29 protein-coding genes and 1 pseudogene are annotated in these 26209 nt (G+C 63.5%); 15 read left to right on the forward strand and 15 right to left on the reverse strand.

Going from position 1 to position 26209, the window contains the following annotated elements; translation table 11 throughout:
• Positions 1–14: 14 nt before the first annotated feature.
• The 3 genes from FJ490_RS23445 to FJ490_RS23455 all read left to right on the forward strand — a co-directional run bounded on the left by FJ490_RS23445 (position 15) and on the right by FJ490_RS23455 (position 3120).
• Complete coding sequence (locus FJ490_RS23445) at positions 15–1685, forward strand: nitrite/sulfite reductase (RefSeq protein WP_140500240.1); 1671 nt, start codon at positions 15–17, stop codon at positions 1683–1685.
• Positions 1660–2424 carry a phosphoadenylyl-sulfate reductase gene (locus FJ490_RS23450; protein ID WP_140500238.1) on the forward strand — a complete coding sequence of 255 codons (765 nt, stop codon included), beginning with the start codon at positions 1660–1662 and terminating at the stop codon, positions 2422–2424. Before FJ490_RS23445 ends, FJ490_RS23450 begins: the two co-directional genes overlap by 26 nt.
• 162 nt (positions 2425–2586) lie before the next feature.
• Positions 2587–3120, forward strand: a complete 534-nt coding sequence (locus tag FJ490_RS23455; RefSeq protein WP_140500236.1) for a DUF934 domain-containing protein — start codon at positions 2587–2589, stop codon at positions 3118–3120.
• A 110-nt stretch (positions 3121–3230) separates the two neighbouring features.
• On the opposite strand, the gene FJ490_RS23460 is transcribed toward FJ490_RS23455, so the two are convergent.
• Both FJ490_RS23460 and FJ490_RS23465 read right to left on the reverse strand, forming a co-directional pair.
• Complete coding sequence (locus tag FJ490_RS23460; protein WP_140566117.1) at positions 3231–4253, reverse strand: fatty acid desaturase; 1023 nt, start codon at positions 4251–4253, stop codon at positions 3231–3233.
• 155 nt (positions 4254–4408) lie between these two features.
• Positions 4409–4618 (reverse strand): hypothetical protein, encoded by a 210-nt coding sequence (locus FJ490_RS23465; protein WP_140729244.1) that lies wholly within the window; start codon positions 4616–4618, stop codon positions 4409–4411.
• Positions 4619–4857: 239 nt separating this feature from the next.
• Here FJ490_RS23465 and grpE point away from each other — a divergent pair, with 239 nt between their 5' ends.
• Together grpE and FJ490_RS23475 are read left to right on the forward strand one after the other, a co-directional pair.
• Complete coding sequence (grpE, locus tag FJ490_RS23470; protein WP_140729243.1) at positions 4858–5493, forward strand: nucleotide exchange factor GrpE; 636 nt, start codon at positions 4858–4860, stop codon at positions 5491–5493.
• A gap of 127 nt (positions 5494–5620) precedes the next feature.
• Positions 5621–6252, forward strand: a pseudogene (locus tag FJ490_RS23475) (trimeric intracellular cation channel family protein).
• An 81-nt stretch (positions 6253–6333) separates the two neighbouring features.
• Here FJ490_RS23475 and FJ490_RS23480 read toward each other — a convergent pair.
• From FJ490_RS23480 to FJ490_RS23505, 6 genes are all read right to left on the reverse strand, one after another.
• Positions 6334–7221 carry a GNAT family N-acetyltransferase gene (locus FJ490_RS23480; RefSeq protein WP_140500229.1) on the reverse strand — a complete coding sequence of 296 codons (888 nt, stop codon included), beginning with the start codon at positions 7219–7221 and terminating at the stop codon, positions 6334–6336.
• A 183-nt stretch (positions 7222–7404) separates the two neighbouring features.
• Positions 7405–9714 carry a PAS domain-containing hybrid sensor histidine kinase/response regulator gene (locus FJ490_RS23485; protein WP_140500227.1) on the reverse strand — a complete coding sequence of 770 codons (2310 nt, stop codon included), beginning with the start codon at positions 9712–9714 and terminating at the stop codon, positions 7405–7407.
• Between the two features lie 85 nt (positions 9715–9799).
• Positions 9800–10792, reverse strand: coding sequence for an MDR family oxidoreductase (locus tag FJ490_RS23490; RefSeq protein ID WP_140500225.1), 993 nt, complete (start codon positions 10790–10792; stop codon positions 9800–9802).
• Positions 10793–10854: 62 nt separating this feature from the next.
• The gene (lspA, locus tag FJ490_RS23495) at positions 10855–11343 is read right to left on the reverse strand and encodes a signal peptidase II (RefSeq protein WP_140500223.1); all 489 of its coding nucleotides are present in this window, start codon (positions 11341–11343) and stop codon (positions 10855–10857) included.
• Positions 11344–11356: 13 nt separating this feature from the next.
• A complete protein-coding gene (locus tag FJ490_RS23500) occupies positions 11357–12217 on the reverse strand; it encodes an RNA methyltransferase (protein WP_140500221.1) in 861 nt (286 codons plus the stop codon).
• A complete protein-coding gene (locus tag FJ490_RS23505; protein ID WP_140500219.1) occupies positions 12217–13290 on the reverse strand; it encodes a class I SAM-dependent rRNA methyltransferase in 1074 nt (357 codons plus the stop codon). Before FJ490_RS23505 ends, FJ490_RS23500 begins: the two co-directional genes overlap by 1 nt.
• 134 nt (positions 13291–13424) lie before the next feature.
• On the opposite strand from FJ490_RS23505, the gene FJ490_RS23510 reads away from it, so the two are divergent.
• The 3 genes from FJ490_RS23510 to FJ490_RS23520 all read left to right on the forward strand — a co-directional run bounded on the left by FJ490_RS23510 (position 13425) and on the right by FJ490_RS23520 (position 15026).
• Positions 13425–14111, forward strand: coding sequence for a YafY family protein (locus FJ490_RS23510; RefSeq protein WP_140729242.1), 687 nt, complete (start codon positions 13425–13427; stop codon positions 14109–14111).
• 91 nt (positions 14112–14202) lie between these two features.
• Positions 14203–14598, forward strand: a complete 396-nt coding sequence (locus tag FJ490_RS23515; RefSeq protein WP_140500216.1) for a VOC family protein — start codon at positions 14203–14205, stop codon at positions 14596–14598.
• The gene (locus FJ490_RS23520; RefSeq protein ID WP_140558399.1) at positions 14595–15026 is read left to right on the forward strand and encodes an EVE domain-containing protein; all 432 of its coding nucleotides are present in this window, start codon (positions 14595–14597) and stop codon (positions 15024–15026) included. The genes FJ490_RS23515 and FJ490_RS23520 overlap by 4 nt, the downstream gene beginning before the upstream one ends.
• A gap of 1 nt (position 15027) precedes the next feature.
• Here the strand turns inward: FJ490_RS23520 and FJ490_RS23525 are convergent, their stop codons facing one another.
• The 4 genes from FJ490_RS23525 to sppA form a co-directional block, all read right to left on the reverse strand.
• On the reverse strand, positions 15028–15993 hold the full coding sequence (locus tag FJ490_RS23525; protein WP_140729241.1) for an ornithine cyclodeaminase family protein: 966 nt from the start codon (positions 15991–15993) through the stop codon (positions 15028–15030).
• 56 nt (positions 15994–16049) lie between these two features.
• Positions 16050–16382, reverse strand: a complete 333-nt coding sequence (locus FJ490_RS23530; RefSeq protein WP_140522516.1) for a DUF1049 domain-containing protein — start codon at positions 16380–16382, stop codon at positions 16050–16052.
• 53 nt (positions 16383–16435) lie between these two features.
• Positions 16436–16720 (reverse strand): integration host factor subunit beta, encoded by a 285-nt coding sequence (locus FJ490_RS23535; RefSeq protein ID WP_006200394.1) that lies wholly within the window; start codon positions 16718–16720, stop codon positions 16436–16438.
• Positions 16721–16800: 80 nt separating this feature from the next.
• On the reverse strand, positions 16801–17757 hold the full coding sequence (gene sppA / locus FJ490_RS23540) for a signal peptide peptidase SppA (RefSeq protein WP_140522514.1): 957 nt from the start codon (positions 17755–17757) through the stop codon (positions 16801–16803).
• Between the two features lie 382 nt (positions 17758–18139).
• Between sppA and lptC the strand changes: the two genes are divergently transcribed.
• The 6 genes from lptC (at position 18140) to ptsN (ending at position 23333) form a co-directional block, all read left to right on the forward strand.
• Entirely contained in the window at positions 18140–18853 is a 714-nt protein-coding gene (lptC, locus tag FJ490_RS23545) for an LPS export ABC transporter periplasmic protein LptC (RefSeq protein ID WP_140513755.1), read from the forward strand.
• Positions 18840–19424, forward strand: coding sequence for an LptA/OstA family protein (locus tag FJ490_RS23550; RefSeq protein WP_140566097.1), 585 nt, complete (start codon positions 18840–18842; stop codon positions 19422–19424). Before lptC ends, FJ490_RS23550 begins: the two co-directional genes overlap by 14 nt.
• A complete protein-coding gene (gene lptB / locus FJ490_RS23555; RefSeq protein ID WP_140500202.1) occupies positions 19424–20242 on the forward strand; it encodes an LPS export ABC transporter ATP-binding protein in 819 nt (272 codons plus the stop codon). The genes FJ490_RS23550 and lptB overlap by 1 nt, the downstream gene beginning before the upstream one ends.
• A gap of 195 nt (positions 20243–20437) precedes the next feature.
• Positions 20438–21967 (forward strand): RNA polymerase factor sigma-54, encoded by a 1530-nt coding sequence (gene rpoN, locus FJ490_RS23560; protein WP_140729240.1) that lies wholly within the window; start codon positions 20438–20440, stop codon positions 21965–21967.
• A 264-nt stretch (positions 21968–22231) separates the two neighbouring features.
• The gene (gene raiA, locus FJ490_RS23565; protein WP_140500197.1) at positions 22232–22810 is read left to right on the forward strand and encodes a ribosome-associated translation inhibitor RaiA; all 579 of its coding nucleotides are present in this window, start codon (positions 22232–22234) and stop codon (positions 22808–22810) included.
• A gap of 58 nt (positions 22811–22868) precedes the next feature.
• A complete protein-coding gene (gene ptsN, locus FJ490_RS23570; protein WP_135898701.1) occupies positions 22869–23333 on the forward strand; it encodes a PTS IIA-like nitrogen regulatory protein PtsN in 465 nt (154 codons plus the stop codon).
• Between the two features lie 69 nt (positions 23334–23402).
• Here ptsN and FJ490_RS23575 read toward each other — a convergent pair whose 3' ends face one another.
• Both FJ490_RS23575 and FJ490_RS23580 read right to left on the reverse strand, forming a co-directional pair.
• The gene (locus FJ490_RS23575; protein WP_140558405.1) at positions 23403–23660 is read right to left on the reverse strand and encodes a DUF1150 family protein; all 258 of its coding nucleotides are present in this window, start codon (positions 23658–23660) and stop codon (positions 23403–23405) included.
• A gap of 76 nt (positions 23661–23736) precedes the next feature.
• Positions 23737–24162: an Hsp20 family protein gene (locus tag FJ490_RS23580; protein WP_013893014.1), complete on the reverse strand. Its 426-nt coding sequence runs from the start codon at positions 24160–24162 to the stop codon at positions 23737–23739.
• A 301-nt stretch (positions 24163–24463) separates the two neighbouring features.
• Here FJ490_RS23580 and FJ490_RS23585 point away from each other — a divergent pair, with 301 nt between their 5' ends.
• Entirely contained in the window at positions 24464–25405 is a 942-nt protein-coding gene (locus FJ490_RS23585) for a nucleoside hydrolase (protein ID WP_140558406.1), read from the forward strand.
• Between the two features lie 172 nt (positions 25406–25577).
• Here the strand turns inward: FJ490_RS23585 and FJ490_RS23590 are convergent, their stop codons facing one another.
• Positions 25578–26192 carry a LysE family translocator gene (locus FJ490_RS23590; protein ID WP_140522507.1) on the reverse strand — a complete coding sequence of 205 codons (615 nt, stop codon included), beginning with the start codon at positions 26190–26192 and terminating at the stop codon, positions 25578–25580.
• Positions 26193–26209: the final 17 nt, after the last annotated feature.

Genomic DNA, 26209 nt, shown 5'->3' on the forward strand with positions numbered 1-26209 from the left:
CTGAAAGACGAAGCATGTACCGCTACGATGAGTTCGATCACGATTTTGTCCAGGCCCGCGTCGCCGAGTTCAGCGACCAGGTCCAGCGCCGGCTCGCCGGCGAGATCACCGAGGACCAGTTCCGGCCGCTCAGGCTGATGAACGGCGTCTACCTGCAATTGCACGCCTATATGCTGCGCATCGCGGTGCCCTATGGCACGCTGAACAGCAAGCAGTTGCGCATGCTCGGCCACATCGCGCGCAAATACGACAAGGGCTACGGCCATTTCACCACGCGCCAGAACATCCAGTTCCACTGGCCGGCGCTGTCCGACATTCCTGCGATCCTGGCCGATCTGGCGAGTGTCGAGATGCACGCCATCCAGACCAGCGGCAATTGTATCCGCAACGTCACCGCGGACCATTTCGCGGGTGCGGCGGCCGACGAGGTCGCCGATCCGCGTCCCTATGCGGAAATCCTGCGCCAGTGGTCATCTGTTCATCCGGAGTTTTCCTACCTGCCGCGCAAGTTCAAGATCGCGGTAACCGGCGCGGAGCGCGACCGCGCCGCCATCCAGACCCACGACATCGGCCTGCACCTGAAGAAGAACGCGGCCGGCGAGCTCGGCTTCGCCGTCTATGTCGGCGGCGGCCAGGGGCGCACGCCGATGGTCGCCAGGAAGATCCGCGATTTCCTGCCGGAAGCCGACCTTTTGTCCTACTGCACGGCGATCCTGCGCGTTTACAACCTGCATGGCCGCCGCGACAATAAGTTCAAGGCGCGCATCAAAATCCTGGTCCATGAGACCGGCGTCGAGGAGATCACGCGCCAGGTCGAGGCGGAATGGCAGCAATTGAAGGACGCCGAGTTGAAGCTGCCGGAAGCAGACATCCGCGCCATCGACGCCTATTTCGCGCCACCAGCGCTGACCGCGCGGCCGGACGGCGACGAGGCTGTAAAGCTGGCACGCCTCGATTCCAAGGGCTTCTCGGATTGGCTCGACCAGAACGTGGTGACGCATCGCCACCCCGACTATGCGGCGGTGACCATCTCGCTGAAGGGTATCGGCGAAGTGCCGGGCGATGCGACCGACAGCCAGATGGAAGCGATTGCCGATATCGCCGAGAAGTATGGATACGACGAGTTGCGCGTCAGCCACGAGCAGAACCTGATCCTGCCGCATGTGGCGCGCGCCGACCTGAAGGCGGTCTATGACGCGCTGGTCGATATCGGCCTGGCGACCGCCAATTCGAACCTGATATCGGACATCATCTCGTGCCCGGGCCTCGACTATTGCGCGCTGGCCACAGCGCGTTCGATCCCGATCGCGCAGGAGATCTCGCGTCGCTTCGCCTCGCTGGAGCGGCAGCGCGAGATCGGCGAGTTGAAGCTGAAGATCTCCGGCTGCATCAATGCCTGCGGCCATCACCATGTCGGACATATCGGCATTCTCGGAGTCGAAAAGAAAGGCACGGAGCTGTACCAGGTGACGCTTGGCGGTTCGGCCGACGAGAACACTTCGGTGGGCGAGATCATCGGCCGCGGCTTCTCGTCGGAAGAGATCACCGACGCCATCGAGCAGATCGTTGAGACCTATCTCGGCCTTCGGCTCAACTCACAAGAGAAATTCATCGACGCCTACCGCCGTGTCGGTCCCGCGCCGTTCAAGGAGGCGCTCTATGCTGGCGAAGCCAAGGCCGCTTGACCCTATCGTCGACGCCGATGACGGCATCGCCGCCAAAGCGGCGGGGTTTGACGCGCTTTACGGCCACCTGAATCCGCTCGACATCATCGAACGCGCGGCAGGCGACCTGTTTCACGATGAGATTGCCGCGGTGTCTTCCTTCGGTGCCGATTCGGCCGTGCTACTGCACATGATTTCCGAAGTCGATCGCTCGCTGCCGGTCATCTTTCTCGATACTGGCAAGCATTTCGAGGAGACGCTCGGCTATCGCGACGCCCTGGTCGCCGATTTCGGGTTGACCAACATCCAGGTGATCAAGCCCGACGAGGCAGCACTCGAGCGGATCGATCCGACCGGCAATCTGCACCAGACCAACACCGACGCCTGCTGCGACGTGCGCAAGGTCGAGCCGCTGGCACGGGGCGTGGCGCCTTTCCGCGCCTGGTTCACCGGCCGCAAGCGCTTCCAGGCTTCGACGCGCGCAGCACTTCCGGTGTTCGAGGCGGTCGGCCCACGTATCCGCATCAATCCGCTGGCGCACTGGACGACGTCGGACCAGGCGGACTACATGCGCGCGCATGCACTGCGGGAAAATCCGCTGGTCGCCTATGGCTATCTGTCGATCGGCTGCTTCCCGTGCACCCAGCCGGTGCAGCCGGGCGAGGACGCGCGCAGCGGCCGCTGGGCCGGCCATGCCAAGACCGAGTGCGGCATTCACCTGTCGGGACTGGAGAAGTCGCTGACCGACGCATCGCTATAGGGTATGCTGATATTCAGGTGAGGCCGGCCTGCAAACGGCGGCTTCGGAGGCTCACGTACTACAAGTACGCTCCGCTCCGGCTCTCGGAAGCTACCGTTTTCGACTAGGGCCTGCTTGAATCTCAACACACACCTTGAGCTCTTTGAATTTTAGGAAATTTCGATGACTGAACCGACGATACCGGAGACCCGCCTCTGGACCCCGACGGGTTTTCGCGAGGATGAGTGGGCTCATGCCGAAGGCGCGGAAGCGCTGTCCGGCAATGGCCGCTTCATCCTGCCGCTGCAGGCGTTTCTCGATCTCGATCCGGAGGTGCGCCGGTCGGCCAAGGAAAGGATCGGTGTCGTGCTGCAACCCGGCGATCAGCTCGAAAGGATTGCTGGCCTGCTCGACCAACTGTCGCTGGTGGCGCTGGCTTTTCCGTCGTTCAGCGATGGCCGCTCCTTCTCAAAGGGCGAATTGCTGCGCAGCCGACATCATTTCGAAGGTGCCGTGCGCGCCACCGGCCAGGTGCTGGTCGACCAACTGCCGCATATGCTGCGGCTCGGTTTCGATGAATTCGAAATCTCCAATCCCGTGCTCTTGAAGCGGCTGGACGAAGGCCGCACCGGCGGATTGGGACTCTACTACCAGCCTGCCGCCGTGCCGAAGCCCAAGGGACCAAAATACTCCTGGCGTCGGCTGCGTGCCGGCTGACGTCACGACACTTCCCAGCGACAGGTTTACGCCGTCTGTCCTCTCCCCGTCACGACGGCGGGAAGGCGCCGGCCGGCGGATCGGCGACAGCAGAGCCAGGCAGAAGATGGCTACGCCGCCATCCGTGCCTGACGAAACGATACCAGCTTGCCGCTGTTTTCATCCCACAGCGCCAGCTTGACGCAGCGCAGGCTCTCAAGAAGGGTGATGCGGCCTATGCCGCGCAGTTCCGGATAATCGCGCAGCACTTCCTGCAGGCGGTAGCCTGGCACCTTCGCGGAGAGGTGATGGACATGATGGACACCGATGTTGCCGGTGAACCAGTTCAGCACCGGCGGCAGGTCATAATAGGAGGATCCGTGCAAGGCGGCACGCTGGAACTCCCACTCATCGTCCTTCGCCCATTCGGTCTCCTCGAACTGGTGCTGGACATAGAACAGCCAGATGCCGGCCGATCCGGCAAGGATGACGATCGGCAGGTGGACGACCAGAAAAGCGCCAATACCGACGAACCATATCAGGATCGACGCTGCCAGCACGATGGCGAGGTTGGTGGCCATCGAGGATACCCAGGGCTTCAGGCCACCGCGCATCATCCCGACCGGCAGCCTTTGCTCGAAGATGAAGAGCCATATCGGCCCCAGTCCGAACATGACCAGGGGATGGCGATAGAGACGATAGGCGAGGCGACCTCTCCAGGACATCCGCCGGTACTCCGCGACCGTCAACGTCTTGATATCGCCAACGCCGCGCTCGTCGAGATTACCCGCGCTGGCATGATGGGTGGCATGAGCACTCCGCCAGCAATCATAAGGCGTCAGCGTAAGCACGCCCAGGACGCGGCCTATCCAGTCATCGGCGGTGCGGTTGGCGAAGAAAGATCCGTGCCCGCAATCGTGCTGAATCATGAAAATCCGCACCAGGAAGCCCGCCGCCGGCAAGATCAGCACCAGCCCCCACCAATGGCCATAGGCAAAGGCGATCGAGGACAGCGCCCAGAGTGCTGCGAAAGGGATCAGGGTGATCGCCAGTTCGACGGCGCTGCGCCGCCTGTCCGGCTTCTTGTAGCGCGCCAGGATCTTCAACCAGGCACGCTTGCTGCTGGCGGCAGTCTCGGGGGAAATCATGTTCATCATGAAGCATAAGCGGAGGGGCCCGGCTCCCGCAAGGCTAATCACGAGAAATTACCGCGCGTAATTGTCGCGATAGGGCGTGGATCCTCGATCCAGGCCGCGACTTCAGGTTCTGTTCTAACCCTTGCAACTCTCCCAAACCGGATCGCATCCGGTCACATGCATCGATGGCGCGCGCCGCCAGCCATGCTGTTCTCCAGGCCGTCGAGACGTTCGAGCTGGTCCCGGAAGCGGTCGGGAATGTCTTTCTCGGCGCGAAAGGCCGGCAGCGCATGCAGAAAGCGTCTCACCGCCGCCGTGCCTAGCTGGCGCCGGATTTCGGCGGCGATCCGATCTTTCTTTTCGCCCTTGTCGCGGGGTGTCATTTCAAAAATCCTGTGTCGGTTCGAAAATCCTCCAGCCAGCAAATGGTTCCCCGATCGCGCCGCCGGGGCAAGCAAAGGTGGAAGCTATGGTAAAGTTTGAATTAAAATCGAAGCATCGCACTGATCGCCATTCGGTTTGAACGGCTGGGCCTGTGCCTTCGCTTACCCCTTGATTTTTGCCCACCAAACCTCGATATCGGGCTCAAAATCCACACTATTCGAGATGATGGGAAACGGCGATGAGCGACCAGGCAAAAGACGAACGCGCGCCCGACGAAATTGAGGCGACCGAAGCCAATGCCGAGCGCACGGAAGGTGGCGTCGATGGCGATTATGAAGCGGTTGTGCGGCTCCTGAAGGAGAATGAAGAGCTGAAGGACAGGGCGCTTCGCGTTGCGGCCGAGATGGAGAACCTGCGTCGCCGCACCGCGCGCGACGTGCATGACGCGCGTACCTATGCGGTCGCGAACTTCGCCCGCGACATGCTGTCGGTTTCGGACAATCTGCGCCGCGCGCTGGACGCGATTCCCGCCGAGGCCAAGGCGTCCGGCGATGCAGGTTTCAAGGCGCTGATCGACGGCGTCGATCTCACCGAGCGTGCCATGCTGTCCGCACTGGAGCGGCACGGCGTCAAGAAGCTCGCGCCGGAAGGCGAGAAGTTCGATCCCAATTTCCACCAGGCCATGTTCGAAGTGCCCAGTCCCGATGTGCCGGCCAACACGGTGGTGCAGGTCGTGCAGCCGGGCTATTCGATCGGGGAGCGGGTGCTGCGCCCGGCCATGGTCGGCGTTGCCAAGGGCGGCCCGAAACTCGCCGCTGGCGAAGCGCCGGTCGAGCCGGGGCCCGTCAACGAGCAGGCGGAGAAGGATGCGTAGTTGGCGGAATAGGGAATAGGGCAGTAAGGCAGTAAGGCAGTAAGGGGCGTATCAACAGTACGGCTTGGTGCTAAACATACTCCCCTACTCCCCTACTCCCCTGCTGCCTTACTCCCTGGTCCCGCCCTTGAACCCCATCGCGCTTCTCGACTATGCCGGCGTTGCGGTCTTCGCGGCGACAGGTGCGCTTGCCGCGTCGCGCAAGCAGCTCGACGTTATCGGCTTCCTTTTCCTGGCGTGCGTCACCGGCATCGGCGGCGGCACTCTTCGCGACGTCATCCTTAACCTGCCGGTTTTCTGGATCGCCAATTCCAGCTATGTGCTGATCTGCGCGGCGGTTGCGGTGCTGGTCTTTTTCAGCGCGCACCGTGTCGAATCCCGCTGGAAGTGGCTGCTCTGGCTCGACGCCGTCGGGCTGGCCGCTTTTTCGGTGATGGGTGCGGCCAAAGGGTTGGCCATCACCGGTTCGCCGGTCGTTTCCGTCATCACCGGCGTGCTGACCGCCACATTCGGCGGCATCCTGCGCGACGTGCTGGCGGGGAGCCTTCGGTGCTGCTGAGGCCGGAAATCTATGTTACGGCCGCCCTGGTTGGCGCGTCGATCTTCACATTGGGCGATGTCGCCGGACTGCCGCAGATCGTGTCAGGCTTGGCCGGTTTCGCCGCGGCATTCGCCGTGCGCGGCGGCGCGCTCAAATTCGGCTGGTCGTTTGCGTCCTACAAGAGCCGGCCCGGCAGGCGGCCGGAGGATATTTCGTGAGAGAAGGGATTAGGGATTAGTCAGTGGATGAATCATGATGTCTTCACTACTGCCTACTGCCTACTGCCTACTGACTACTGTTCACGCCGCGAAGCGCTGCGCTTCCCCGCCGTAATAATTGACGTAGCGGGCGCCGATCTCCTTGACCGGCATCACCACGAACACATCGACCGTCGAGAATTCACGATCGATGACGCAGCCGTCGCCGATGCGGGCGCCGACCCTGAGATAGCCCTTGACCAAGGGCGGCATCGCAGCGATCGCTGCCTTGGCATTGACCGCCTCGATCGGCATCAGGTCCATGGAACAATAGCGGCCTGCGACGGCGCGCACGTCCCAAGCCGAATTCGTGCGGCAGTGATGCGCCAGATAGGTGAGCGCCTCGGCATGGGCCGCCGGCACCGTGCCCTGGAAAGACGCACAGCCGGTCATCACGCCAATGCCGTAGTGGTTGATGTAGGCCCAGATGCCTTGCCACAACGCCTCGATGGTGCGCTTCGAACGGTATTCCGGCAGGACGCAGGAGCGGCCGAGCTCGAGAAAGCGCTGGCCGGGGTGACGGGCGATGAGCTTGGTCAGCTCGAACTCGCCTTCGGAATAGAAGCCGCCGGCGGCCGCAGCGATTTCTTGCCGCAGCAGCCGGTAGGTCCCGACGATGCGGCGATGTTCGGGGCCGGAAAGCGAGGTATCGAAGACGAGCAGGTGATCGCAGTGCGGATCGAAGCGGTCGGCATCACGGCGGTCCTGCACCTGAAACAGGTTCTTCCTGGCGCCAAGCTCGTCGTAGAATACCCGGTAGCGCACTTCCTGCGCGGCCGCGATCTCGGCCTCGTTGCGGGCCAGCCGCACTTCGAGGTTGCCGATACGGCCGAGCGCTGCGCCCTTTGTGACGGAATCGACATTGCGCCCGGCAAGCAAGGCGCCGCCGGCGTTCGGCCGAGTGTCACATTCCGGCATAACTGTATGCACGAGTGATTCTCCTTCGAGCCATCCCTCTTGGCACGGGGATACGGTGTAGGTGCAACAGGATTGTGACAGTACCGTGATACGGCGTCGCGGGCAATACTTCGTCGGCTGGCGAATACGGTCAACCGGCTACGTTATGCAAAAGCAAGGTGGCGCCGCTCGGCAGGAGATTGAAGAAAAAAAGTCTCAGGCGGCGACCTGCCCCTCGATGGCGTCGACCAGTGCATCGGGGTCGAGCGGCTTGGTGACAAAGCCGCTGGCGCCGTGGGCGAGCACCGCATGGCGGGTCTTTTCCTGGCTGTCGGCCGACAGCACCATGATGGGCACTGGCGGCACGGCCGTCTCCTCCTCATGGCGGCGGATGGCGGCGATGGCGTCCATCCCATCCATCACCGGCATGTGCAGGTCCATCAGCACCACGTCGAAGCGGTGTTTGTGTCCGGCACCGGTAACGGCCTCGACCGCCGCCTTGCCGTTGCCGACAACCTTGACGCGATGACCGGCCTTCAGCAGCGTGGCGCGAGCGAGCATGGCGTTGATGTCATTGTCCTCGGCGATCAGCACCGACAGGCCACGCTGGCGATCACTGGCGGCGCGAAGCGCCGGCGGGTGGGGCTTTTCCGGCCGTGTCGGGGCAAGCGCCGGCGCATGACTGCTCAGAAGCACACGCAAAAGTGTTCCGCCTCGCACCGGTCTGGCGAGGAAGGTCGCGTAGCCGCTGGCGCGGAACTCGCCGAGCATGCCGCGATCGGTCGGGGCGATCAGCGTGATGGCTTCGCAATCGGAAAAACCGCTTTGGCGCAGCCGCTTGAGCAGTCTTCCGTCGCCCTCTTCCATGGCCGCGTCGACCAGCAGCACGTCGCAATCGCCGGAGAACGATGCCGCCTGCGCCACGGTGGTGGCGATATCGACCGCGCCGCCATTGGCGCGGATGCTGCGGGCGATGGCGTCGGCCTCGACGATATTTCTCGACAGGATTACCGCGTGCCTGCCCTGAAGCGCGTCCACCCGGCCCGGTGGTGGCTCGCTCGCGGAGATGGCCGGGATATCGAAGACGAATTCCGAACCCTGACCCAACCGGCTGGAGACGGAAATCGTGCCGCCCATGGCGGTCACCAGGCGCTTGGAGATGGCAAGACCGAGACCGGCTCCGCCATGCGCGCGCGTCGAGGTGCCGTCGGCCTGCTCGAACTCCTCGAAAATGCGCTCCATGTCGTCTTCATGCAGGCCTGGCCCGGTATCCGCGATGGTGAAGCATATGCGGTCGGTGGTTTCAGTGCGGGCGCGCGCTATACTCACCAGCACCCCGCCGCTGTCGGTGAACTTGATGGCGTTGCCGATCAGGTTGAGCAGCACCTGCCTGACCCGGCCCGGATCTGCGGTGATCAATTGCGGCACGTCGGGCTCGACATGGCAGCCGAGGCCGATATCCTTGGAGAAGGCGCGCGCGGCGAGGAGCTCGACAACGTTGTCGGCGATCTCGCGCACCGACATTGGCTGCGGTTCGGGATCGAAGCGTCCCGCCTCGATCTTGGAATAGTCGAGCAGGTCCTCGATGAGGGCCAGCAGCGCGCTGGCCGAGGTCGAAATGGCGCCGACATAGGTCTGCTGCTCCGGCGACAGGCTGGTATCGGCCAACAGCCTGGCCATGCCCATGATGCCGTTCATCGGCGTGCGGATTTCATGGCTGACGGTGGCGAGGAAGCGCGATTTGGCCTGGCTTGCGTATTCGGCCCGCTCGCGCGCGGTGATCAGCGAGGATTCGGCACGCTTGCGGGCGGTGATGTCGCGGGCGATGGCGCGATGCGAGACAGAACCGCTGTCCTTGTCGCGCACCGACAGTTCGATCCACGAGAACCAGCGCGAACCGCCAGGGGTGCGGATGGCGACGTCGGTGGAACTCAGGCATTCATGGTCGGAAAAGGCGGCGTCGGGAACGATACCGACTTCGATGCCAAGTTCCGCCAGGGTCTTGCCGGCGAGGTCGCGCTGATCGACCTCGACGAGATCGGCGAACACCTTGTTGGCATAGACGATATAGCCGTCGCGGTCGCGATGAATGACGAGATCGCCAAGCGCGTCGATCAGGCCGCGAAAGCGCTCTTCGCTCTCCTGCATCTCCCACATGCGATCGGCCAGCGTCTCGATCTCGGCACGGCTGCGAGCCGTGGTTTCATCAAGCAGCGCGGCGGTGCGGTATTCGTTCCTTCTGGCGCGCAGGTGCAGGCCGAAGCCGGCAAGGCCGGTCGCCAGCAAAGCGAGGCTGATGAAGATCGGCGCGCCGGTCAGGTGGGTCAACCCCGCCAGCATGATGATGGCGACGAAGGTCAGCAGCGGCAAGCCTTCGCGGCCGGCCAATCGCGGCTCATTCCTGGCCTGTTGCGGCTCAGGCGCCAGCGGCGGTGCGGCGACGAACCGCCGCGCCGACGCCGGCGGGGGTACCGCATCGACGTCTTCGCCAGTCTCCGCTTCCTGGATGCCGGATTCCGCGACCATGCGAAAACCCTACCGGACAGAAATTATGGAAGCCTGCGGGGGATCGTTCGAATTTTAGCGGATAGGTTGTTTTACCCCGGCGAACTCACTGCATGTCTACGACGACGCGGCCGCGGATCTTGCCGTCGACGATGTCGCGCGCGGCGTCGATGATGTTGTCGAAGCCGATGGTCGTGGACAGGCTGGCGAGCTTGCGCAGATCCAGGTCGGCGCCGATGCGGCGCCAGGCCTCGAGCCGCACCGGTTTCGGCGCCATCACCGAATCGATGCCGAGCAGCGAAACGCCGCGCAGGATGAAAGGTGCCACGCTCGACGGCAGGTCCATGCCGCCGGCCAGGCCGCAGGCCGCGACGGCACCGCCATAGGAGGTCATAGAGAGCACATTGGCCAGTGTGTGGCTGCCGACGGAATCGATGCCGCCCGCCCAACGCTCCTTGGCGAGCGGCTTGGTCGGCTGGCTGAGTTCGTCGCGCGATATCACCTCCGCGGCGCCAAGATCGATGAGATACGGGCTTTCGGCATTGCGCCCTGTCGAGGCAATGACGTGATAGCCCAGGCTGGACAGGATGGAGACCGCGACCGAGCCGACGCCGCCGGCCGCGCCCGTCACCACCACGGGCCCGCGATCGGGCACGATGCCGTGCCGCTCCAGTGCCATGACGCACAGCATTGCGGTATAGCCGGCGGTGCCGACCGCCATCGCGTCATGCGCGCTGATGCCGTCGGGGAGCGGCACCAGCCAGTCGCCGTTGACGCGGGCGCGCCCGGCATAGGCGCCAAAATGCGTCTCGCCGACACCCCAGCCGTTCAGGATGACCTTGTCTCCCTTGCGCCAGTCGGGATGGGAAGAGGATAAGACCGTTCCGGCGAAATCGATGCCTGGCACCAAGGGCCAGCGGCGAATGACCGGCGCCTTGCCTGATATTGCGAGCCCATCCTTGTAGTTCACCGTCGTCGCTTCGACTGCGACGGTGACGTCACCGTCCATGAGATCGGCTTCGGTGAGGTCGGTCACCGCCACCGACTGTTTCTTTTCGGCGTCGCGCGAAACGAGGATGGCTTTGAAGGTTTCGGGCATTTTTCTCTCCTCGATCTATCGACGTTTGGACTCTGCTGCGGCGGCCGCGCCGGGTCAATCGGTCAGGCGTCGGGACCCTGGGGCTTGGGCTGGCGCCGCCAGCCCAAAACTTCGTCAAGCACGACCAGCGCGGCGCCGACCGAAATGAAGGCATCGGCGAGATTGAACACGGCGAAGGACCAGACCGGAGTGTGGAACAGGATGTAGTCGATGACGTGGCCGTAGACGGCGCGGTCGATCAGATTGCCGAGCGCGCCACCGATGATCAGGGCAAAGCCGGTGCGGGCAATAACATGGCCCGCTGGCGTGTGCGTGGCCAGATAGAGCACGAAGGCGACGACGAGAACGGCGATGATCACCAGCCCGGTATCGCCGAAGGATGAGAACATCGAGAAGGCGATGCCGGTATTATAGGTGCGAAACAGCGCCAGGAAGGGCAGGAGATCGAGCTTTTCCTGAAAGGGAAGGCCGATCTCGACCAAATGTTTTATCCACTGGTCGAGCGCGATGGCCGCGACGACCAGCAGCGCATAGGGAGACCATGATTTCACGATTGGGCAACCCTCATTGCGAATCCACCATAGGGTCCAGTTTCAGCGCGCCGCGGCGGATCTCGAACAGCATGACGCCGGTGGCGACGGCAAGATTGAGCGAATCGGCACGCCCTGCCTGCGGAATCCTGAGCAGCCTGTCGCAACTCGCCGCCAGGCTTTCGGGCAGGCCTTGCTGTTCATTGCCCATCATCAGCAGCACCGGCCCCCGGGAAAAATCGACCGAGCGGTAGTCGACCGCGCCTTTGAGGTGCGTGCCGGCGACGAGGCCAGAAAACCCGCCGCGCCAGGCGAGGAATGCGTCGGTCGTCGCCTTGGCCACCGGAACGGCGAAGATCGAGCCCATGGTGGCGCGCACCGTCTCCACCGAAAAGGGATCGGTGGTGTCTCCGACCAGGATCACGCCCTTGGCGCCGACGGCGTCCACCGTGCGGATGACGGTGCCGAGGTTGCCGGGATCGCGCACCCGGTCGAGCGCCACCCAGACATCGCCATTGTCGGCGCGGATATCCTTCAGGGCCAGGAATTTCTGCGAGAAAACGCCGATCACCATTTGCGGATTGTCGCGACGGGTTATGGCGACAAGCACTTTTTCCGAGACTTCGAGCACGGTGCCGCCGGCGGCAACCGTACGCGCAGCGACCTTCTCAACCGCCGCGTTGCCGCGTCCGGCCTTGGCGAAGACCAGGGTCCTGATCTGCCAGCCGAGGTCGAGCGCATCGATGACCAGCTTCAGTCCCTCGGCCATGAAGGCGTTCTGCTGGTCGCGGAATTTTTTCAAGGCCAGCGCCTTGATGTCCTTGACCAGCGGATTGGCGAGGCTGGTGACCTCTTTCACCTGCCCGACCGGACGGGCGCCGTCATATCCACTCATCAGGCCACCCAGCGCGAGAACAGCGAGGTCGACAGCGCGCGGCCCGCCGATTTTTCGCGGATGATCAATTCGCCCGATTCAACCTTGCCGCCCATGCCGGCAAAGGTGTCGCGCATGAGGGCATGGATGGCGAAGAAGGAGGCGCGGATCGAATAAGCGGTCAGCACCACGGCAAGCGGTTTCGGCGTCAGGATCGATCGGCAGAGATCGGTCAATGCCGGCAGGTCCTCGAACAACTGCCAGACCTCGCCCTTGGGGCCGCGGCCATAGGCGGGCGGGTCGAACAGAACAATGTCATAGCGGCTGCCGCGGCGCTCCTCTCGCTCGGCGAATTTCACTGCGTCTTCGACGATCCAGCGGATCGGCTTGTTGCCAAGCCCGGCCATCTCCTGGTTTTCGCGGGCCCAGCCGATCGCCTTTTTCGAGGCATCGACATGGGTGACCTCGGCGCCGGCACGCGCCGCCACCAGCGAGGCAAGGCCGGTATAGCCGAACAGATTGAGCACCTTGACCGGCCGCCTGGCCGCCGCGATCAGTCCGGCCATGTGATCCCAGTGCGAGGCCTGCTCGGGAAACACGCCGACATGGCGAAACGAGGTGAAGCGGCCGAGATAATCGATGCCGTCGTGCTTCATCGGCCAGGTCTCGCCGAGCGGCGTCCCGGGGAAGCGCCAGCGGCCAATGCCTTCCTCGTCGGTATCGCCGGTGAAGACAGCGTCGGCGCGGTCCCATTCCCTTGCCGGCAGCGCCTTCTGCCAGATCGCCTGGCCCTCTGGGCGGACGATCCGATAAGGACCGTATTGTTCGAGCTTCTGGCCGGCGCCGCTGTCGAGCAGCGCATAGTCGCCATTCGGCGCCACTTCGAGGATCAGCGGAAGCTGTTCGGCCGGAAGAGCGCCGTCGCGACGGGCCAGAATGCGGGGCGCCGACTTCGGTTCGGGGCGCTCGTCGGCCCTGGCGTCGGGCCGCTCCTGCGGCCGGGCCGTTCCACGACCTTCATGCGGACGCACCCGTTGCGCACCGCTTTTTGCGGGCGGACGGCTGTCGCGGCGTTTGTCGCGAAAAGATTTCAAGCAGGAGCATCTCCGAGGCGTGGCCGCTTTTGACATAGGGCAACCGGCTTCGCAACCAAGTCCGCCGCGCGGCCGTCGCCTGGTCATGTCGGCTTGCGATGGACCAATGTCAAAGAAACAGGCAAATCTTCGATATGTCCCGCTCCGAACGCCTGCTCGACCTGATCCAGACATTACGACGGCATCGCATGCCGGTGAGCGGGCAGTCGCTCGCCGACGAACTCGGGATTTCAATTCGCACGCTTTACCGCGACATCGCAACGCTGCAGGGCCAGGGGGCGCCGATCGATGGCGAGGCGGGGCTCGGCTATGTGCTGAAGCCCGGATTCATGCTGCCGCCGTTGATGTTCAGCGACGAGGAGATCGAGGCAATTGTGCTCGGTTCGCGCTGGGTCGCCAAGCAGCCGGATTCGCGGCTTTCGGTAGCGGCCGTCAACGCGCTTGCCAAGATCGCGTCGGTGCTGCCGGATGACCTGCGCGAGGATCTCGACGCCACCGCACTGCTGGTCGGGCCGCCCAGCGGGACTGTCGAAGGCATCGATCTCGGCCTGGTGCGGCAGGCGATCCGCAACGAGCGCAAGCTGGACTTCTTCTATCGCGATGCCGGTGGCGCGGGCTCGTGGCGCATCGTGTGGCCGTTCGCGCTTGGGTTCTTCGACAAGGTGCGGGTCGTGGTGGCGTGGTGCGAAATGCGGCAGGATTTCCGGCATTTTCGCACCGACCGCATAGCCGAGCTCAAGACGACGGATCTGCGTTATCCGCGCCGCCGTCAGGCGCTGCTGAAGGAATGGCGGGCGACGCTCGACACTAGCGGTGTGTAAGCTGTCCAGGGCGCCTCCATGACGGGTACTGCCAGAATCTGACAGTGGCGCGCTTTATATCTGTCCCGGTCGAAACCCCTGGAGAACAGACATGGTCACCCCCAATTTCGTCATCCTCTACGTCGACCAGCCGCAGCGTAGCGGCGCCTTCTACAGCGCGCTGCTCGGCCGCGAGCCGGTCGAAAGCGCGCCGACATTCGTGCTGTTCGTGCTCGACAACGGTTTCAAACTCGGTCTCTGGTCGAGGCATACGGTGGAACCGGCGGCGGCAGCGACCGGTGGCGGCGCCGAGATCGTCTTTGTCCTGGATACGCCCGAGGCAGTCGATGCCGCCCATGCCGACTGGTCCGGACGTGGGCTGAAGATCCTGCAGGCGCCGACCGACATGGATTTCGGCCGCACCTTCGTTGCGCTCGATCCCGACAACCATCGCCTGCGGGTCTACTGGCTGTCGGACGGGCAGCAGGCCGACGGGGAGCAGGAATGAGCGCGTATTGGATCGCGGTGGCGTCGGCGCAGCACGTCCGGCGCGGCCGCGAGGGCGGCTTTATGCAGGTCAACCACGGCAAGGCGGCGCCGCTGCGGCGGATGCAGCCCGGGGACGGCATTGTTTATTATTCGCCGACAACGATTTTGGGCGAGAAAGACGGGCTGCGGGCGTTCACGGCGATCGGCACGGTACGGGAGGGAGAACCCTATCAAGGCGACATGGGCGGCGGCTTCACGCCCTTTCGCCGCGACGTCGACTGGGCGGCGGCCGGGGAAGCGCCGATCAAGCCATTGCTCGACAGGCTGGACTTCACGGCCGGCAAGCCGAATTGGGGGTATCAACTGCGCTTCGGCCTGTTCTCGATAAGCGCGGCCGATTTCGCCGTAATCGCCGAAGCTATGGGCGCTAACCAGCCGGGACAGTAAGCTAGCTCCTGAGCGCCTTGTAGACGGCAATGCCGGCGGCAAGGTCCTCGAGCGCGGCGCCGACCGACTTGAACAGCGTGATCTCGTCGGCGCTCCGGCGCCCTTGCTTCTGACCGCGCGCCAGCTCGTGCAAGTCGGCTATGATGGCTTCCGGTTTCAACACGCCCGAAGCGAGCGGTATGACGATGTCGCCCGCTTCCTTGGTGGCGCCGGCGCGGGTGTCGACATAGACGCGGGCGCGCCCTATCGCCTCGTCGTCGCTTTCGCGCATTGTCGGGGTGAAGCCGCCGACCATGTCGACATGGCTTCCCGGCTTCAGGCGGGCGCCCTTGATCAGCGGATCGGTGGCGATCGTCGCCGACGAGACGATATCGGCCTGGCCGAGCTCGGCATCGAGATCGGTCGCTGCGCTCGCCGCGAAGCCCTCGGCGCGCAGTCCGGCGGCGACCTTCTCGGCGTTGTCCAAGGTGCGATTCCAGATGCGGATGGTCCTGATCGGCCGCACGGCGCAATGCGCCTTGGCGAGGAATGGCGACAGCGCACCGGCCCCGATCACCAGCAGCCGGGAAGCGTCTTCGCGCGCCAGATAGGATGCGGCGAGCGCCGAGGCGCAGGCCGTGCGCCATTGCGTCAGCCGCTGGCCGTCGATCAGGGCCTCCGGTTCGCCGGTGGCGCCGTTGAGCAGGAGATAGACCCCCATCACTGCCGGTTTGCCGATGGCATTGTTGTCGGGCGAGACGGTAACGATCTTGACGCCGATATGCCCCCCGGCCGAGATGCCGGCTGCGTTGAAATCGGTCCAGGCCGGCATCAGCAGCAAGGTCGAGGCCGCACCGTCCGGCCGTTCGACCGTGTGATGGTGCCGGACAGGTTGCACCGCGCCGTCACGGAAAGCCACGCGCAGCGTGTCCACTAGGCCCGGGAAGGTCAACGACTGGTCGACCTCTGCGGCCGAAATGGTCAGCATGGGAAACTCCGTGAAGAAAATCGCGGGCCCGAGAGGGCCGCAGCGCCGTGCGGCGGTCAGTTGGTCGGCTTCGGCAGCACCGGTCCCTGCGGTGTCGACGGGGTGCGGCCGATCGCCTGGCGCAGGTTCTCGGCCTCGACGCCGCGCTGGCGCGCCAGCTTGCGGTAACGTCCCTGCTTGACCCAGGTCGCCAGGCTGCCGACGACCATGCCGACGGCGAGGGCCAGGAACAGGAAGATGAACAGCGGCAAAGTGAGCGTCAGCGCCGGATTGCCGGGATTGAACGGATCCAGCGTGAAGGCGACGAGTTCGCGATTGGCGACGGCCAGCGCGATCAGGATGACCGCCAGGGGCACGAAGACCACGATGAGCATGAAGCGATTGAGCATGATGTTTTCCGTCGGAAACCGGCCTCCCGGGAAGGGCCGGTCTGGCGTCGCGCCTATTTTCCGCCATTCAGCCTTTCGCGCAGTTCCTTGCCGGTCTTGAAGAAAGGCACCCATTTCTCCTCGACCTCGACGGATTCACCGGTGCGCGGGTTGCGGCCGGTGCGGGCGGGGCGATTTTTCACCGAAAAGGCACCGAAGCCACGCAATTCGACCCGGTTGCCTTCGGCGAGCGCGTCGGTGATCTCGTCGAAAATCGCGCCGACGATGTTTTCAACGTCGCGCAGGAAAAGATGCGGATTGCGCGTGGCAATAATCTGCACAAGTTCGGACTTGATCATCGGACGGGTCCCCTGAAATCGGTGCGGTCGAAATTATGAGGATGATTTTGTTTGCTTTTTCATCCACCCCAAACGGCATCTCAAGGGTGCCAGACGGAAACGAGACCGTCAAGAAACAAGCGGTCGGCGCCAAGTTCATGGATGATATCGCCGCTGTAGTCCGGCAGGCCGAGCGCGCCGGCGATCGTGCGCACCATCGCTTTGGAAAACAGGAAGCCGCCGCGCCGCTCCGTGTCCTTCCATTCGACCACCTTGAGTTTCGAGTCGACGCCCTTGGTCGCCAGCCAGTCGATCGCCTCGGTCTCGCCGCCGACGGCGTCGATCAGGCCGTTGGCGACCCCTTGGCGACCGGTGAAGATCGATCCGTCGGCGAGCGCCAGCGCTTGCTCGCGGGTCATCTTGCGGCGTTCGGCGACGATGCCGACGAACCAGTCGTAGCTGTCGAGGATGAGCTTGCGGACCATGGCGCGCTCGTCGTCGTTGGTCGGCTTGAAAGGCGAGGGCGAGGCCTTGAGCGGCGAGGATTTCACTTCCTCCAGCTTGACGCCGAGCTTGTCCATCAGGCCGCTGACATCAGGATACTGGATCAACACGCCGATCGAGCCGACGATCGAGGTCTTGCGGGCGACGATGTGATCGGTGGCGCTCGCGATCATGTAGCCGGCCGACGCGGCGAGCGTGCCGACCTCGGCCGCGACAGGCTTGTCGGCGGCGAGCTTGCGCACCTCCTCATAGATCGATTCACCGCCGACGGTGGTGCCGCCGGGGGAATCGATGGCGAGGATCACGCCTTTCACCCTCGGCGACTTGCGGATGGCTTCCAGCCGCTCGATCAGTTCGTCGTCCTCGGTTATGGTGCCTTCGATCCTGACCTTGGCGATATGATCGACGGCCGAGCCGCCGAAATCGTCGCGATAGAACCAGGCCGAGATCGCAATGACGCCGAGCGCAACGATGGCGATGGCCGCAGCGCGCCAGAAGGTCAGCTTACGCCGCAAGCGGCGGCGGTCGATCAGGTCGTCGGCTCTCAATGCCATGGTCAGCCTCACGGTCGATGGAAAGAGATGCTTTTAGACCATGACGTCCCGGTCTGGAAGCAGTTCCGTCTGCGCATGACGCGGCAATCCGCGCGCGGCGCACGCGAGGCAAGTGCGCGTCAGCGTCCGCCAAGACGTCGGTTTCGTGATTGGTCCGTGAACGAACGGCAGGTAAGGGGAGAGCCGATGGTAACGAAAAATGTACGCCAGACGTCTATTTCTGCTATGAAGCAGGGCTGTCGGTGTTGATCCGTTCTGATCTGCACGACAGCAACTGTCACATTTTCGCGGTTTTCGTCGGCTTGTGCTTGCTTGAAAGCGCCGACGTCCCACCTATAGGCGGTGTTGCCCGGCGGGGCAGGGGTTTTAGAAGAAAGCAGTTATGTTAGCGCGAACGAGTGAAGCGAGCAGCACCGAGACGGAGTTGGCTCCCCCGGCGGACGGCCCGGCGAGGGGGGACGCGTTCGATCGCGCACGGCGGCATTCGCGCCGGGTGCGCGTGCTCAAATTCGCCGTGCCGGTGCTGGCGGCGTTGATCGCCATTGCCTTCCCGGTCTATTCCTACCTCGCCGCACCGGTGTCCGTCGCGGTCCAGGCGGAAGGCACCGCCTTTTCCAACGGCAAGCTGGTGATGGCCAACCCTAAGCTCAACGGCTTCACCAAGCAGAAATTGCCCTATTCCATGACGGCATTGCGCGCCATACAGGACGTCAGCACGCAAGGCATCATCGAACTCGACGGCATCGACGCCAAGGTGCCGATCGCGGCCGACAATGTCGCTGCGATCAAAGCCACGCATGGTACCTACGATCGCGAAGGCAATACGATGCACCTGACCAGCGACGTCACGATCGCCACGACCGACGGCCTTCAGGCCAAGTTCAAATCGGTCTTCCTCGACATGGGCAAAGGCACTATGAAGACGGATGACCCCGTGGACGTCAGCCGTGACGGGTCGCAGATCACCGCGAATTCCTTGTCGGTGCAGGACAATGGCAAGGTTCTGGTGTTCGAGAACAAAGTGCGCGTCAATATCGATCCCGCCAATCTGAAGGCGGCAGAGGCAAAGGGCGAAGAAGCGAATGTGGCTCATTAGTTCGACACGGCTTGCCGCCGCAGCTTCGGCGCTGCTTTTGCTGGGGCTTGCGCCGGCGCTGGCGCAATCCAGCGCCGAGAGCGCGTCCGGGCTCAAACTGTCGGGCGACAAGCCCATCCAGATCGAGAGCGACAAGCTGGAGGTCCGGCAGGCGGACAACGTCGCCGTGTTCACCGGCAACGTCACGGTCGTGCAGGGACCGACCCTGCTCAAGTCCGGCAAGATGATGGTCTACTACGTCAAGGACCCGAACGCGGCCGCAAAGGGGACGGAAGCAGCGGGAGCGGCGATGACCGGCTCCGCCAACATCGACCACCTTGAAGTCAGCGGAAAAGTTTACATCAAGTCGAATGACCAGATCGCGACCGGTGACAATGGCACCTTCGACATGAAGACGCAGGTGCTGGTCCTGTCCGGCAAGGAAGTGGTGCTGTCGCAAGGCCCCAATGTCCTCAAGGGCTGCAAGCTCACCGTGCAGATGAAGACTGGCCTCGCCAATGTCGACGGCTGCGGCGGACGTGTCATCATGTCGATGACGCCACCGCCGAAATCGGGAGCGACGAACCCCTGATGGCCAGCCTGTCGTCGCTGACGGCGCGTCTTCCGGGGCGGGCCGCCGGCAAGGTTTCGGCTCCGGCCACGGTCACCGCCGATAAGGCGAAGTTCAAGGGAACCTTGATCGCCAAGGGCCTGACCAAGAGCTACAAGGGTCGCAAGGTGGTCAGCGGCGTCACGCTCGGGGTGCGTGCCGGCGAGGCCGTCGGGCTGCTCGGTCCGAACGGTGCCGGCAAGACCACCTGTTTCTACATGGTCACCGGCCTGGTGCCGGTGGACGAGGGCACGATCGAGATCGACGGCTTCGATGTCACCTCCATGCCGATGTACCGGCGTGCTCGTCTGGGCATCGGATATCTGCCGCAGGAGGCCTCGATCTTCCGCGGCCTCAGCGTCGAGCAGAACATTCGCGCCGTGCTGGAAGTGGTCGAAAAGAGCCGCAAGGAGCGCGAGCGCAGCCTCGACGAACTGCTCGAGGAGTTCCACATCAGCCATCTGCGCAAGGCGCCGTCGATGTCGCTTTCCGGCGGCGAACGTCGGCGCCTGGAGATCGCGCGTGCGCTGGCCACGCGCCCGGCCTACATGCTGCTCGACGAGCCTTTCGCCGGCATCGACCCGATTGCCGTCGCCGACATCCAGCAACTGGTGCGTCATTTGACGGCGCGCGGCATCGGCGTGCTCATCACCGATCACAATGTGCGCGAGACGCTCGGCCTGATCGACCGCGCCTACATCATCCATGCCGGCCAGGTGCTCACTCATGGCCGGGCCGATGAAGTGGTCGCAAATCCCGACGTGCGGCGGCTCTATCTGGGCGAGGGATTCACGCTTTGAGCGTGAAATTTGTTTCCTGACGCGATTTTTTTCCTGTCAGGGGCCATTTTCTCGCGATTTTGCTCCGGGATAACGCTCCGGTAAGCGGGTTTTGCTAGCGTTTGCCTTGACAAGCAAAAGCCGGGCCAGTTTCTATCGGTTCGCGAAAATTCCTTCCGGCAGTCCGGATGCAGACGAGGCGTTTGAAACCGAACCATGGCGTTGGCGGCGAAACTACAGCTACGACAGTCGCAGTCGCTGGTGATGACGCCGCAGCTGATGCAGTCGATCCGGCTGCTGCAGTTCACCCATGCCGAACTCGAGCACTTCATCGACGAGGAGATCGAGCGCAACCCGTTGCTGGAGCGCGCCGAGCCGCAGGACGACGCCGCCAGCGACCAGGCGGCGCCGAGGACCGAGGCGGCACCGGAAACGGCCGCCGACGGCGACTGGTTCGAGACCGAAGCGGGATGGAGCGCCGAGGCAATCTCGGAAAAGCTCGACACATCGCTGGAGAACCTGTTCCCGGACGACCCGGGCACCAGCGAGCGACTCGGACCAGACCTCACGGCACAGTGGAAATCGGCGACCGGCAATGGCGGCACGTCCTCGACCGAAGGCTTCGATGCCGGCGACATGGCGGCGACCGCGATCACGCTGCGCGATCATGTCAGCGAGCAGATCGCGCTCGCTTTCACCGATCCGGCGGCGCGCCTGATCGCCGGCGAACTCGCGGACGGCCTCGACGAGACCGGCTATATGCGCGCCGATACGGCTGAGATAGCTTCGCGCCTTGGTAGCGGCGCCGACGCCGTGGCCAAGGTGCTGTCGGTGTGCCAGACCTTCGAGCCGTCCGGCCTGTTCGCCCGCGACCTTGCCGAATGCCTGTCGCTGCAACTTGCCGTACGCGACAGGCTCGATCCGGCGATGAAGGCGCTGATTGCCAACCTCGAACTCCTGGCGCGCCGCGATTTCCACACGCTGAAGCGGATCTGCGGCGTCGACGAAGAGGACCTGCTGGACATGCTGGCCGAGGTCCGGGCGCTCGATCCGCGGCCGGGCATGGCCTTTTCGGGCGGCGCCAGCGACGCCGTCATTGCCGATGTCGAGGTGCGCGCGGCCAATGACGGCAGCTGGACGGTCGAGCTCAACGCCGAAACGCTGCCGCGCGTGCTGGTCGACCACATCTATTTCGCCCAGGTTTCGCCGCACGCCAAGAACCAGGCCGAAAAGGATTTCCTGGCCGAGTGCCTGCAGAACGCCAATTGGCTGACGCGAAGCCTCGATCAGCGGGCAAAGACCATTCTCAAGGTCGCATCGGAGATCGTGCGCCAGCAGGATGCCTTCCTCGTCCATGGCGTGCGCCAGCTGAAGCCGCTCAACCTGCGCACGGTGGCCGACGCCATAGGCATGCACGAATCGACCGTCAGCCGGGTCACCGCGAACAAGTACATGCTGACGCCGCGCGGCGTGTTCGAACTGCGCTATTTCTTCACCGCCTCGATCGCCTCGTCGGGCGGTGGCGAGGCGCATTCGTCGGAAGCGGTGCGTGACCGCATCAAGCAATTGATCGACGAGGAAAAAACCGTCGACGTCCTGTCCGACGACGCGATCGTCGACATGTTGCGCGAAAGCGGCGTCGATATCGCCAGGCGTACGGTCGCCAAATACAGGGAAGGCATGAATATCCCGTCCTCGGTGCAGCGCCGGCGCGAGAAGCGGGCCCTTGCCAGCGCCGGGCGCTAGGTTCGGCGATTTCCACAGGGTTCGTGCTTCATTGACAAGCTGCGGTGAAGTGGCTAGAAGCCCGCCCGCATGAGACGGGCTCGGCGCCCGCTAGCGGATGGTCCGTCACGACAATGGCCTAGGGATGGTCAAGAAGGCGGCTTGTGATCAACCGGAAAGTTTGGATTTAAATCGGCGCGAGTGACGCCGCAAAGCTTGTGCGCACGGACCACGAGTATAAACTCCGGCCAGTTTGAAGCCTGAGCAAGGAAGGTCAGTTTTCAGATGAATCTGCGCATATCGGGAAAACACATGGATATCGGCGATGCGTTCCGTACGCGCATCAACGATCGTGTCGGCGAGGCGATCGGCAAATATTTCGACCGCGGCTTTGCCGGACATGTCACCGTCATCAAATCGGGCTCGCGCTATTCGGCGGATTGCATGATCCGGCTGGATTCCGGCGCTTCGCTGCAGGCGACCGGCGATGCCCAGGACCCGACGCTGGCTTTCGAGGCCGCGGCGGATCGTCTGGAAACCCGGCTTCGGCGCTACAAGCGCCGGCTGAAATCGCACAATTCGGGCAATGGCGAGCTCACCGATATCGCCTACACGGTGATGGCGCCACTCGCCGATGACGACGAGGACATTCCGGAGGATTTTGCGCCGGCCATCGTCGCCGAATCGACCATGACGCTGAAGACCATGTCGGTGGCGTCGGCGGTCATAGAACTCGACACAAAGGACAGTCCGGTCTTCGTCTTCCGCAACGCCGGAAACAATCACGTCAACATCGTCTATCGCCGGCCGGATGGGAACATCGGCTGGATCGATCCGTCCACGACCAAGGTCGCACAGGGATAAAACCGGCCGCACGAGGGGTGGGGACTGGTGACGGCAGGCGAACAAGGGATTTTCAAGTATGGATCTGAGCGATCTCATCAACGTTCCGGCGATATTGCCGGCGTTGAAGGCGAACTCCAAGAAGCAGCTTCTGCAATTGCTGTCGGAGAGGGCGGCCGCGATTTCCGGCATTCCGGAGCGGGAGGTGTTCGACACCATCCTGCAGCGCGAGCGGCTCGGCTCGACCGGGGTCGGCAACGGCATCGCCATTCCGCACGGCAAGCTGGCCGGCGTGAAGCGCATCGCCGGCGTGTTCGCCCGCCTGGAGACGCCGGTCGATTTCGAGGCGCTCGACGACCAGCCGGTCGACCTGGTGTTCCTGCTGCTGGCCCCTGAAGGGGCCGGCGCCGATCATCTGAAGGCGCTGTCGCGCATCGCGCGGGTGCTGCGCGACGCCGATACGGTGGCCAAGATCAGGGGAACGCGCGACGCCGTGGCAATCCACGCGCTTCTGTCGGACACCCAGGCCTCGCACGCGGCCTGACGTTTTCTGGATAAACGATGGTCGAGGGCCGCCACGGGCGGCCCCGTTCGTTTTCAGCGGAAAATCGCCTTAATGAATGGCGACCGTGGTCAGGTCGTTTTCCATGGCGCCGGCCAGCGCGCGATCGCGCGCATCCGAAAGCAGGATCGGCTGGCCGTTGGCGGCAAACAGCGCCCACAATTCCATGCCGGGCGCGATTTCGCCAATGCCCGGGAAACGGCCGAGCAGTTCCTCGCTCGTTACCTTGCGCAGATAAGCGACCGAGCCCTCGCCGAGATGGGCGAATTCACCGCTGGTCATGGTGGGATTTTGGTCAATTCTGGTCATTTCAAGCCTCCTTGGCGCGAGACGCCGCCCTGGTCCTGGGCAGTAGGCCATCCCGCATGAGAGCCATCGGCAAAGATCAGTCTTTCACCGATATGTTTATTTTCCGTACCAGCCGCTCGGACTCGGGCCGATCGAGATCGATCGACAAAAGGCCGTTCTTCAACTCCGCCGCGATCACCCGCATGCCGTCGGCCAGCACGAAGCAGCGCTGGAATTGGCGTGCGGCGATGCCGCGGTGAAGAAATTCGCGCTCGGTATCGTCGGTCTGACGACCGCGCACGACCAACTGGTTTTCCTCCGTGGTGACATCGAGATCGCTTTCGGCGAAACCGGCGACAGCGAGCGTGATGCGCAGCCTTTCGGCCTTGCCGTCGGCGCCGCTGAGCCGCTCGATGTTGTAAGGAGGATAGCTGTCACCGGATTTCGCCAGGCGCTCCAGCGTCTTTTCCATGGCGTCGAAACCCAGGAGAAGCGGACTGGAGAAAGGCGTCATTCGGCTCATGTTACATTGTCCTCTCAAGAGCGACATAAACTGGAAAAACCCAGATGGCATTTTTCCCGATGGTCTTGATATGGTCCGCCCCACGACCAAGTTCAAGCCATCAAAACACCCGCCCAAAAAGACCACGTCGTGGACTCACAAGAATGATCGACATGGCGCTTGAAACGGCAGTGAGATGCAAGGAGAAGCGCTGCGCCGGGATTCGTCCCCCGGGCGGAGCGGTTCGGCAGCTCAAGGCCGGTTCGATGCGTTTCGCATGCTCGCTCGGACGCATGGGCTCATGGCCAAACAAGGAATTGAAATGCCCCAAACACGCAAGATCATCATCGACACGGATCCTGGCCAGGACGATGCCGTCGCCATATTGCTGGCGCTTGGCAGCCCCGAGCTGGAGATCGTCGGCATATCAGCCGTAGCCGGCAACGTGCCGCTGAACCTTACCGAAAAGAACGCCCGCAAGATCTGCGAACTGGCCGGCCGACCCGACATAAAGGTCTATGCCGGCGCCGTCCGTCCCCTGGCGCGTGAACTGGTTACGGCCGAGGCGGTGCATGGCCAAACCGGCCTCAACGGGCCGCAATTGCCCGAACCGACGATGAAGCTGCAGGATAAGTACGCCGTCGATTTCATCGTCGAGACGCTGATGAAGGAAGAGAGCGGCAGCATCACGCTGTGCGCTCTCGGGCCGCTCACCAATATCGCGCTGGCGCTGATCCGCGAGCCGAGGATCGCGCCGCGCACCAAGGAAATTATCCTGATGGGCGGTGGCTTCTTCGAAGGCGGCAATGTCACGCCGGCGGCCGAATTCAACATTTATGTCGATCCGCACGCGGCCGAGGTGGTGTTGAAATCCGGCATTCCGATCGTGCTGATGCCGCTCGACGTCACCCACAAGGCGCTGACCACCGCCAAGCGCACCCAGGCCTTTCGCAAGCTCGGCACCAAGGTCGGTACCGCAACGGCCGAGATGCTGGAGTTTTTCGAGCGTTTCGACGAGGAGAAATACGGCACCGATGGCGGGCCGCTGCATGACCCCTGCGTCATCGCCTACCTGTTGAAACCGGAGCTGTTCAAAGGCCGTAACTGCAATGTCAGCGTGGAAACCAGCTCGGAACTGACCATGGGCATGACCGTGATCGACTGGTGGGGCGTCACCAAGCGGGAAAAGAACGCCAAGGTGATGGGCGACATCGACCATGACGGCTTCTTCGCGCTGTTGCTGGAACGGCTGGGGCGGCTTTAAATCCGCCTCCTTACCCTCTCCCCTCGCGGGAAAAGGCGGCCTCGCGAAGCGAGGTCGGATGAGGGGTGTTCCGGGAACGCCGACGCCTCACTCCGTCACGCACCCCTCAACCATCTCGGCGCTGCGCGCCGATCCACCTTCCCCCACAAGGGGGAAGGAAAGGCGGCGGTGCTCACTTCGACCGTGAAAACGCCAGCCACAGGCCGCCGCCGATCATGAAGCTGCCGCTGATCCTGGACAGGAGCTTGACGCGGCGGGCGGACAGGATGCGACCGGCGCGGCCGGCGGCCAGCGCATAAGTCGAATCCGACATGGCGGCGAAGATCATGGCGGTGAGGCCCATGACGGCGATCTGCAGCGAATAATTGCCTTGCGGCGCGATGAATTGCGGAAAGAAGGCGCCGAAGAAGATCAGCGTCTTCGGGTTGCTGAGCGCCACCAGCAGGCCCTGCACGAAAAAGCCGCCGCGCGGCTTCCGCGCCGTTCCGTCGGCGTTCAGCTTGCCCTTGGACCGGAACATCTGCACGCCCATCCAGATCAGGTAGGCGGCACCGATCAGCCGCACCCATTCGAACCAGTGCCCCATGCCCGATATCAGCGTGTTGAGGCCGATGCCGACGATGGCGATCATGACCGCCAGGCCGGCCTGCGTGCCGGCGACATTGGCCAGGCCGGCGCGGGAGCCATGACGGATGCTGTTGGCGATGATCAGCGTGACCGTCGGCCCTGGCACCAGGATGATGACGACGCACGCAAGGACATAGGCGGCATAGAGTTCCAGCGACATGATTTTTCCCTCGGGCA

The organism is Mesorhizobium sp. B2-5-11, assembly GCF_006440835.1.
Taxonomy (GTDB): domain Bacteria; phylum Pseudomonadota; class Alphaproteobacteria; order Rhizobiales; family Rhizobiaceae; genus Mesorhizobium.

Excerpts from the sequence above, each read along its gene's own strand:
- grpE (WP_140729243.1), top strand. The coding sequence starts at position 4,858 with ATGAGCGACCAGGCAAAAGACGAACGCGCGCCCGACGAAATTGAGGCG.
- FJ490_RS23590 (WP_140522507.1), bottom strand. The coding sequence starts at position 26,192 with ATGTCGCTGGAACTCTATGCCGCCTATGTCCTTGCGTGCGTCGTCATC.
- FJ490_RS23585 (WP_140558406.1), top strand. The coding sequence starts at position 24,464 with ATGCCCCAAACACGCAAGATCATCATCGACACGGATCCTGGCCAGGAC.
- lptC (WP_140513755.1), top strand. The coding sequence starts at position 18,140 with ATGTTAGCGCGAACGAGTGAAGCGAGCAGCACCGAGACGGAGTTGGCT.
- FJ490_RS23525 (WP_140729241.1), bottom strand. The coding sequence starts at position 15,993 with ATGCTGACCATTTCGGCCGCAGAGGTCGACCAGTCGTTGACCTTCCCG.
- FJ490_RS23550 (WP_140566097.1), top strand. The coding sequence starts at position 18,840 with ATGTGGCTCATTAGTTCGACACGGCTTGCCGCCGCAGCTTCGGCGCTG.
- FJ490_RS23580 (WP_013893014.1), bottom strand. The coding sequence starts at position 24,162 with ATGAGCCGAATGACGCCTTTCTCCAGTCCGCTTCTCCTGGGTTTCGAC.
- FJ490_RS23490 (WP_140500225.1), bottom strand. The coding sequence starts at position 10,792 with ATGCCCGAAACCTTCAAAGCCATCCTCGTTTCGCGCGACGCCGAAAAG.
- raiA (WP_140500197.1), top strand. The coding sequence starts at position 22,232 with ATGAATCTGCGCATATCGGGAAAACACATGGATATCGGCGATGCGTTC.
- FJ490_RS23465 (WP_140729244.1), bottom strand. The coding sequence starts at position 4,618 with ATGACACCCCGCGACAAGGGCGAAAAGAAAGATCGGATCGCCGCCGAA.
- rpoN (WP_140729240.1), top strand. The coding sequence starts at position 20,438 with ATGGCGTTGGCGGCGAAACTACAGCTACGACAGTCGCAGTCGCTGGTG.
- FJ490_RS23455 (WP_140500236.1), top strand. The coding sequence starts at position 2,587 with ATGACTGAACCGACGATACCGGAGACCCGCCTCTGGACCCCGACGGGT.
- FJ490_RS23500 (WP_140500221.1), bottom strand. The coding sequence starts at position 12,217 with ATGAGTGGATATGACGGCGCCCGTCCGGTCGGGCAGGTGAAAGAGGTC.
- FJ490_RS23450 (WP_140500238.1), top strand. The coding sequence starts at position 1,660 with ATGCTGGCGAAGCCAAGGCCGCTTGACCCTATCGTCGACGCCGATGAC.
- FJ490_RS23530 (WP_140522516.1), bottom strand. The coding sequence starts at position 16,382 with ATGCTCAATCGCTTCATGCTCATCGTGGTCTTCGTGCCCCTGGCGGTC.
- FJ490_RS23515 (WP_140500216.1), top strand. The coding sequence starts at position 14,203 with ATGGTCACCCCCAATTTCGTCATCCTCTACGTCGACCAGCCGCAGCGT.
- ptsN (WP_135898701.1), top strand. The coding sequence starts at position 22,869 with ATGGATCTGAGCGATCTCATCAACGTTCCGGCGATATTGCCGGCGTTG.
- FJ490_RS23535 (WP_006200394.1), bottom strand. The coding sequence starts at position 16,720 with ATGATCAAGTCCGAACTTGTGCAGATTATTGCCACGCGCAATCCGCAT.
- FJ490_RS23520 (WP_140558399.1), top strand. The coding sequence starts at position 14,595 with ATGAGCGCGTATTGGATCGCGGTGGCGTCGGCGCAGCACGTCCGGCGC.
- sppA (WP_140522514.1), bottom strand. The coding sequence starts at position 17,757 with ATGGCATTGAGAGCCGACGACCTGATCGACCGCCGCCGCTTGCGGCGT.
- FJ490_RS23510 (WP_140729242.1), top strand. The coding sequence starts at position 13,425 with ATGTCCCGCTCCGAACGCCTGCTCGACCTGATCCAGACATTACGACGG.
- FJ490_RS23445 (WP_140500240.1), top strand. The coding sequence starts at position 15 with ATGTACCGCTACGATGAGTTCGATCACGATTTTGTCCAGGCCCGCGTC.
- FJ490_RS23485 (WP_140500227.1), bottom strand. The coding sequence starts at position 9,714 with ATGGTCGCGGAATCCGGCATCCAGGAAGCGGAGACTGGCGAAGACGTC.
- FJ490_RS23575 (WP_140558405.1), bottom strand. The coding sequence starts at position 23,660 with ATGACCAGAATTGACCAAAATCCCACCATGACCAGCGGTGAATTCGCC.
- lptB (WP_140500202.1), top strand. The coding sequence starts at position 19,424 with ATGGCCAGCCTGTCGTCGCTGACGGCGCGTCTTCCGGGGCGGGCCGCC.
- FJ490_RS23460 (WP_140566117.1), bottom strand. The coding sequence starts at position 4,253 with ATGAACATGATTTCCCCCGAGACTGCCGCCAGCAGCAAGCGTGCCTGG.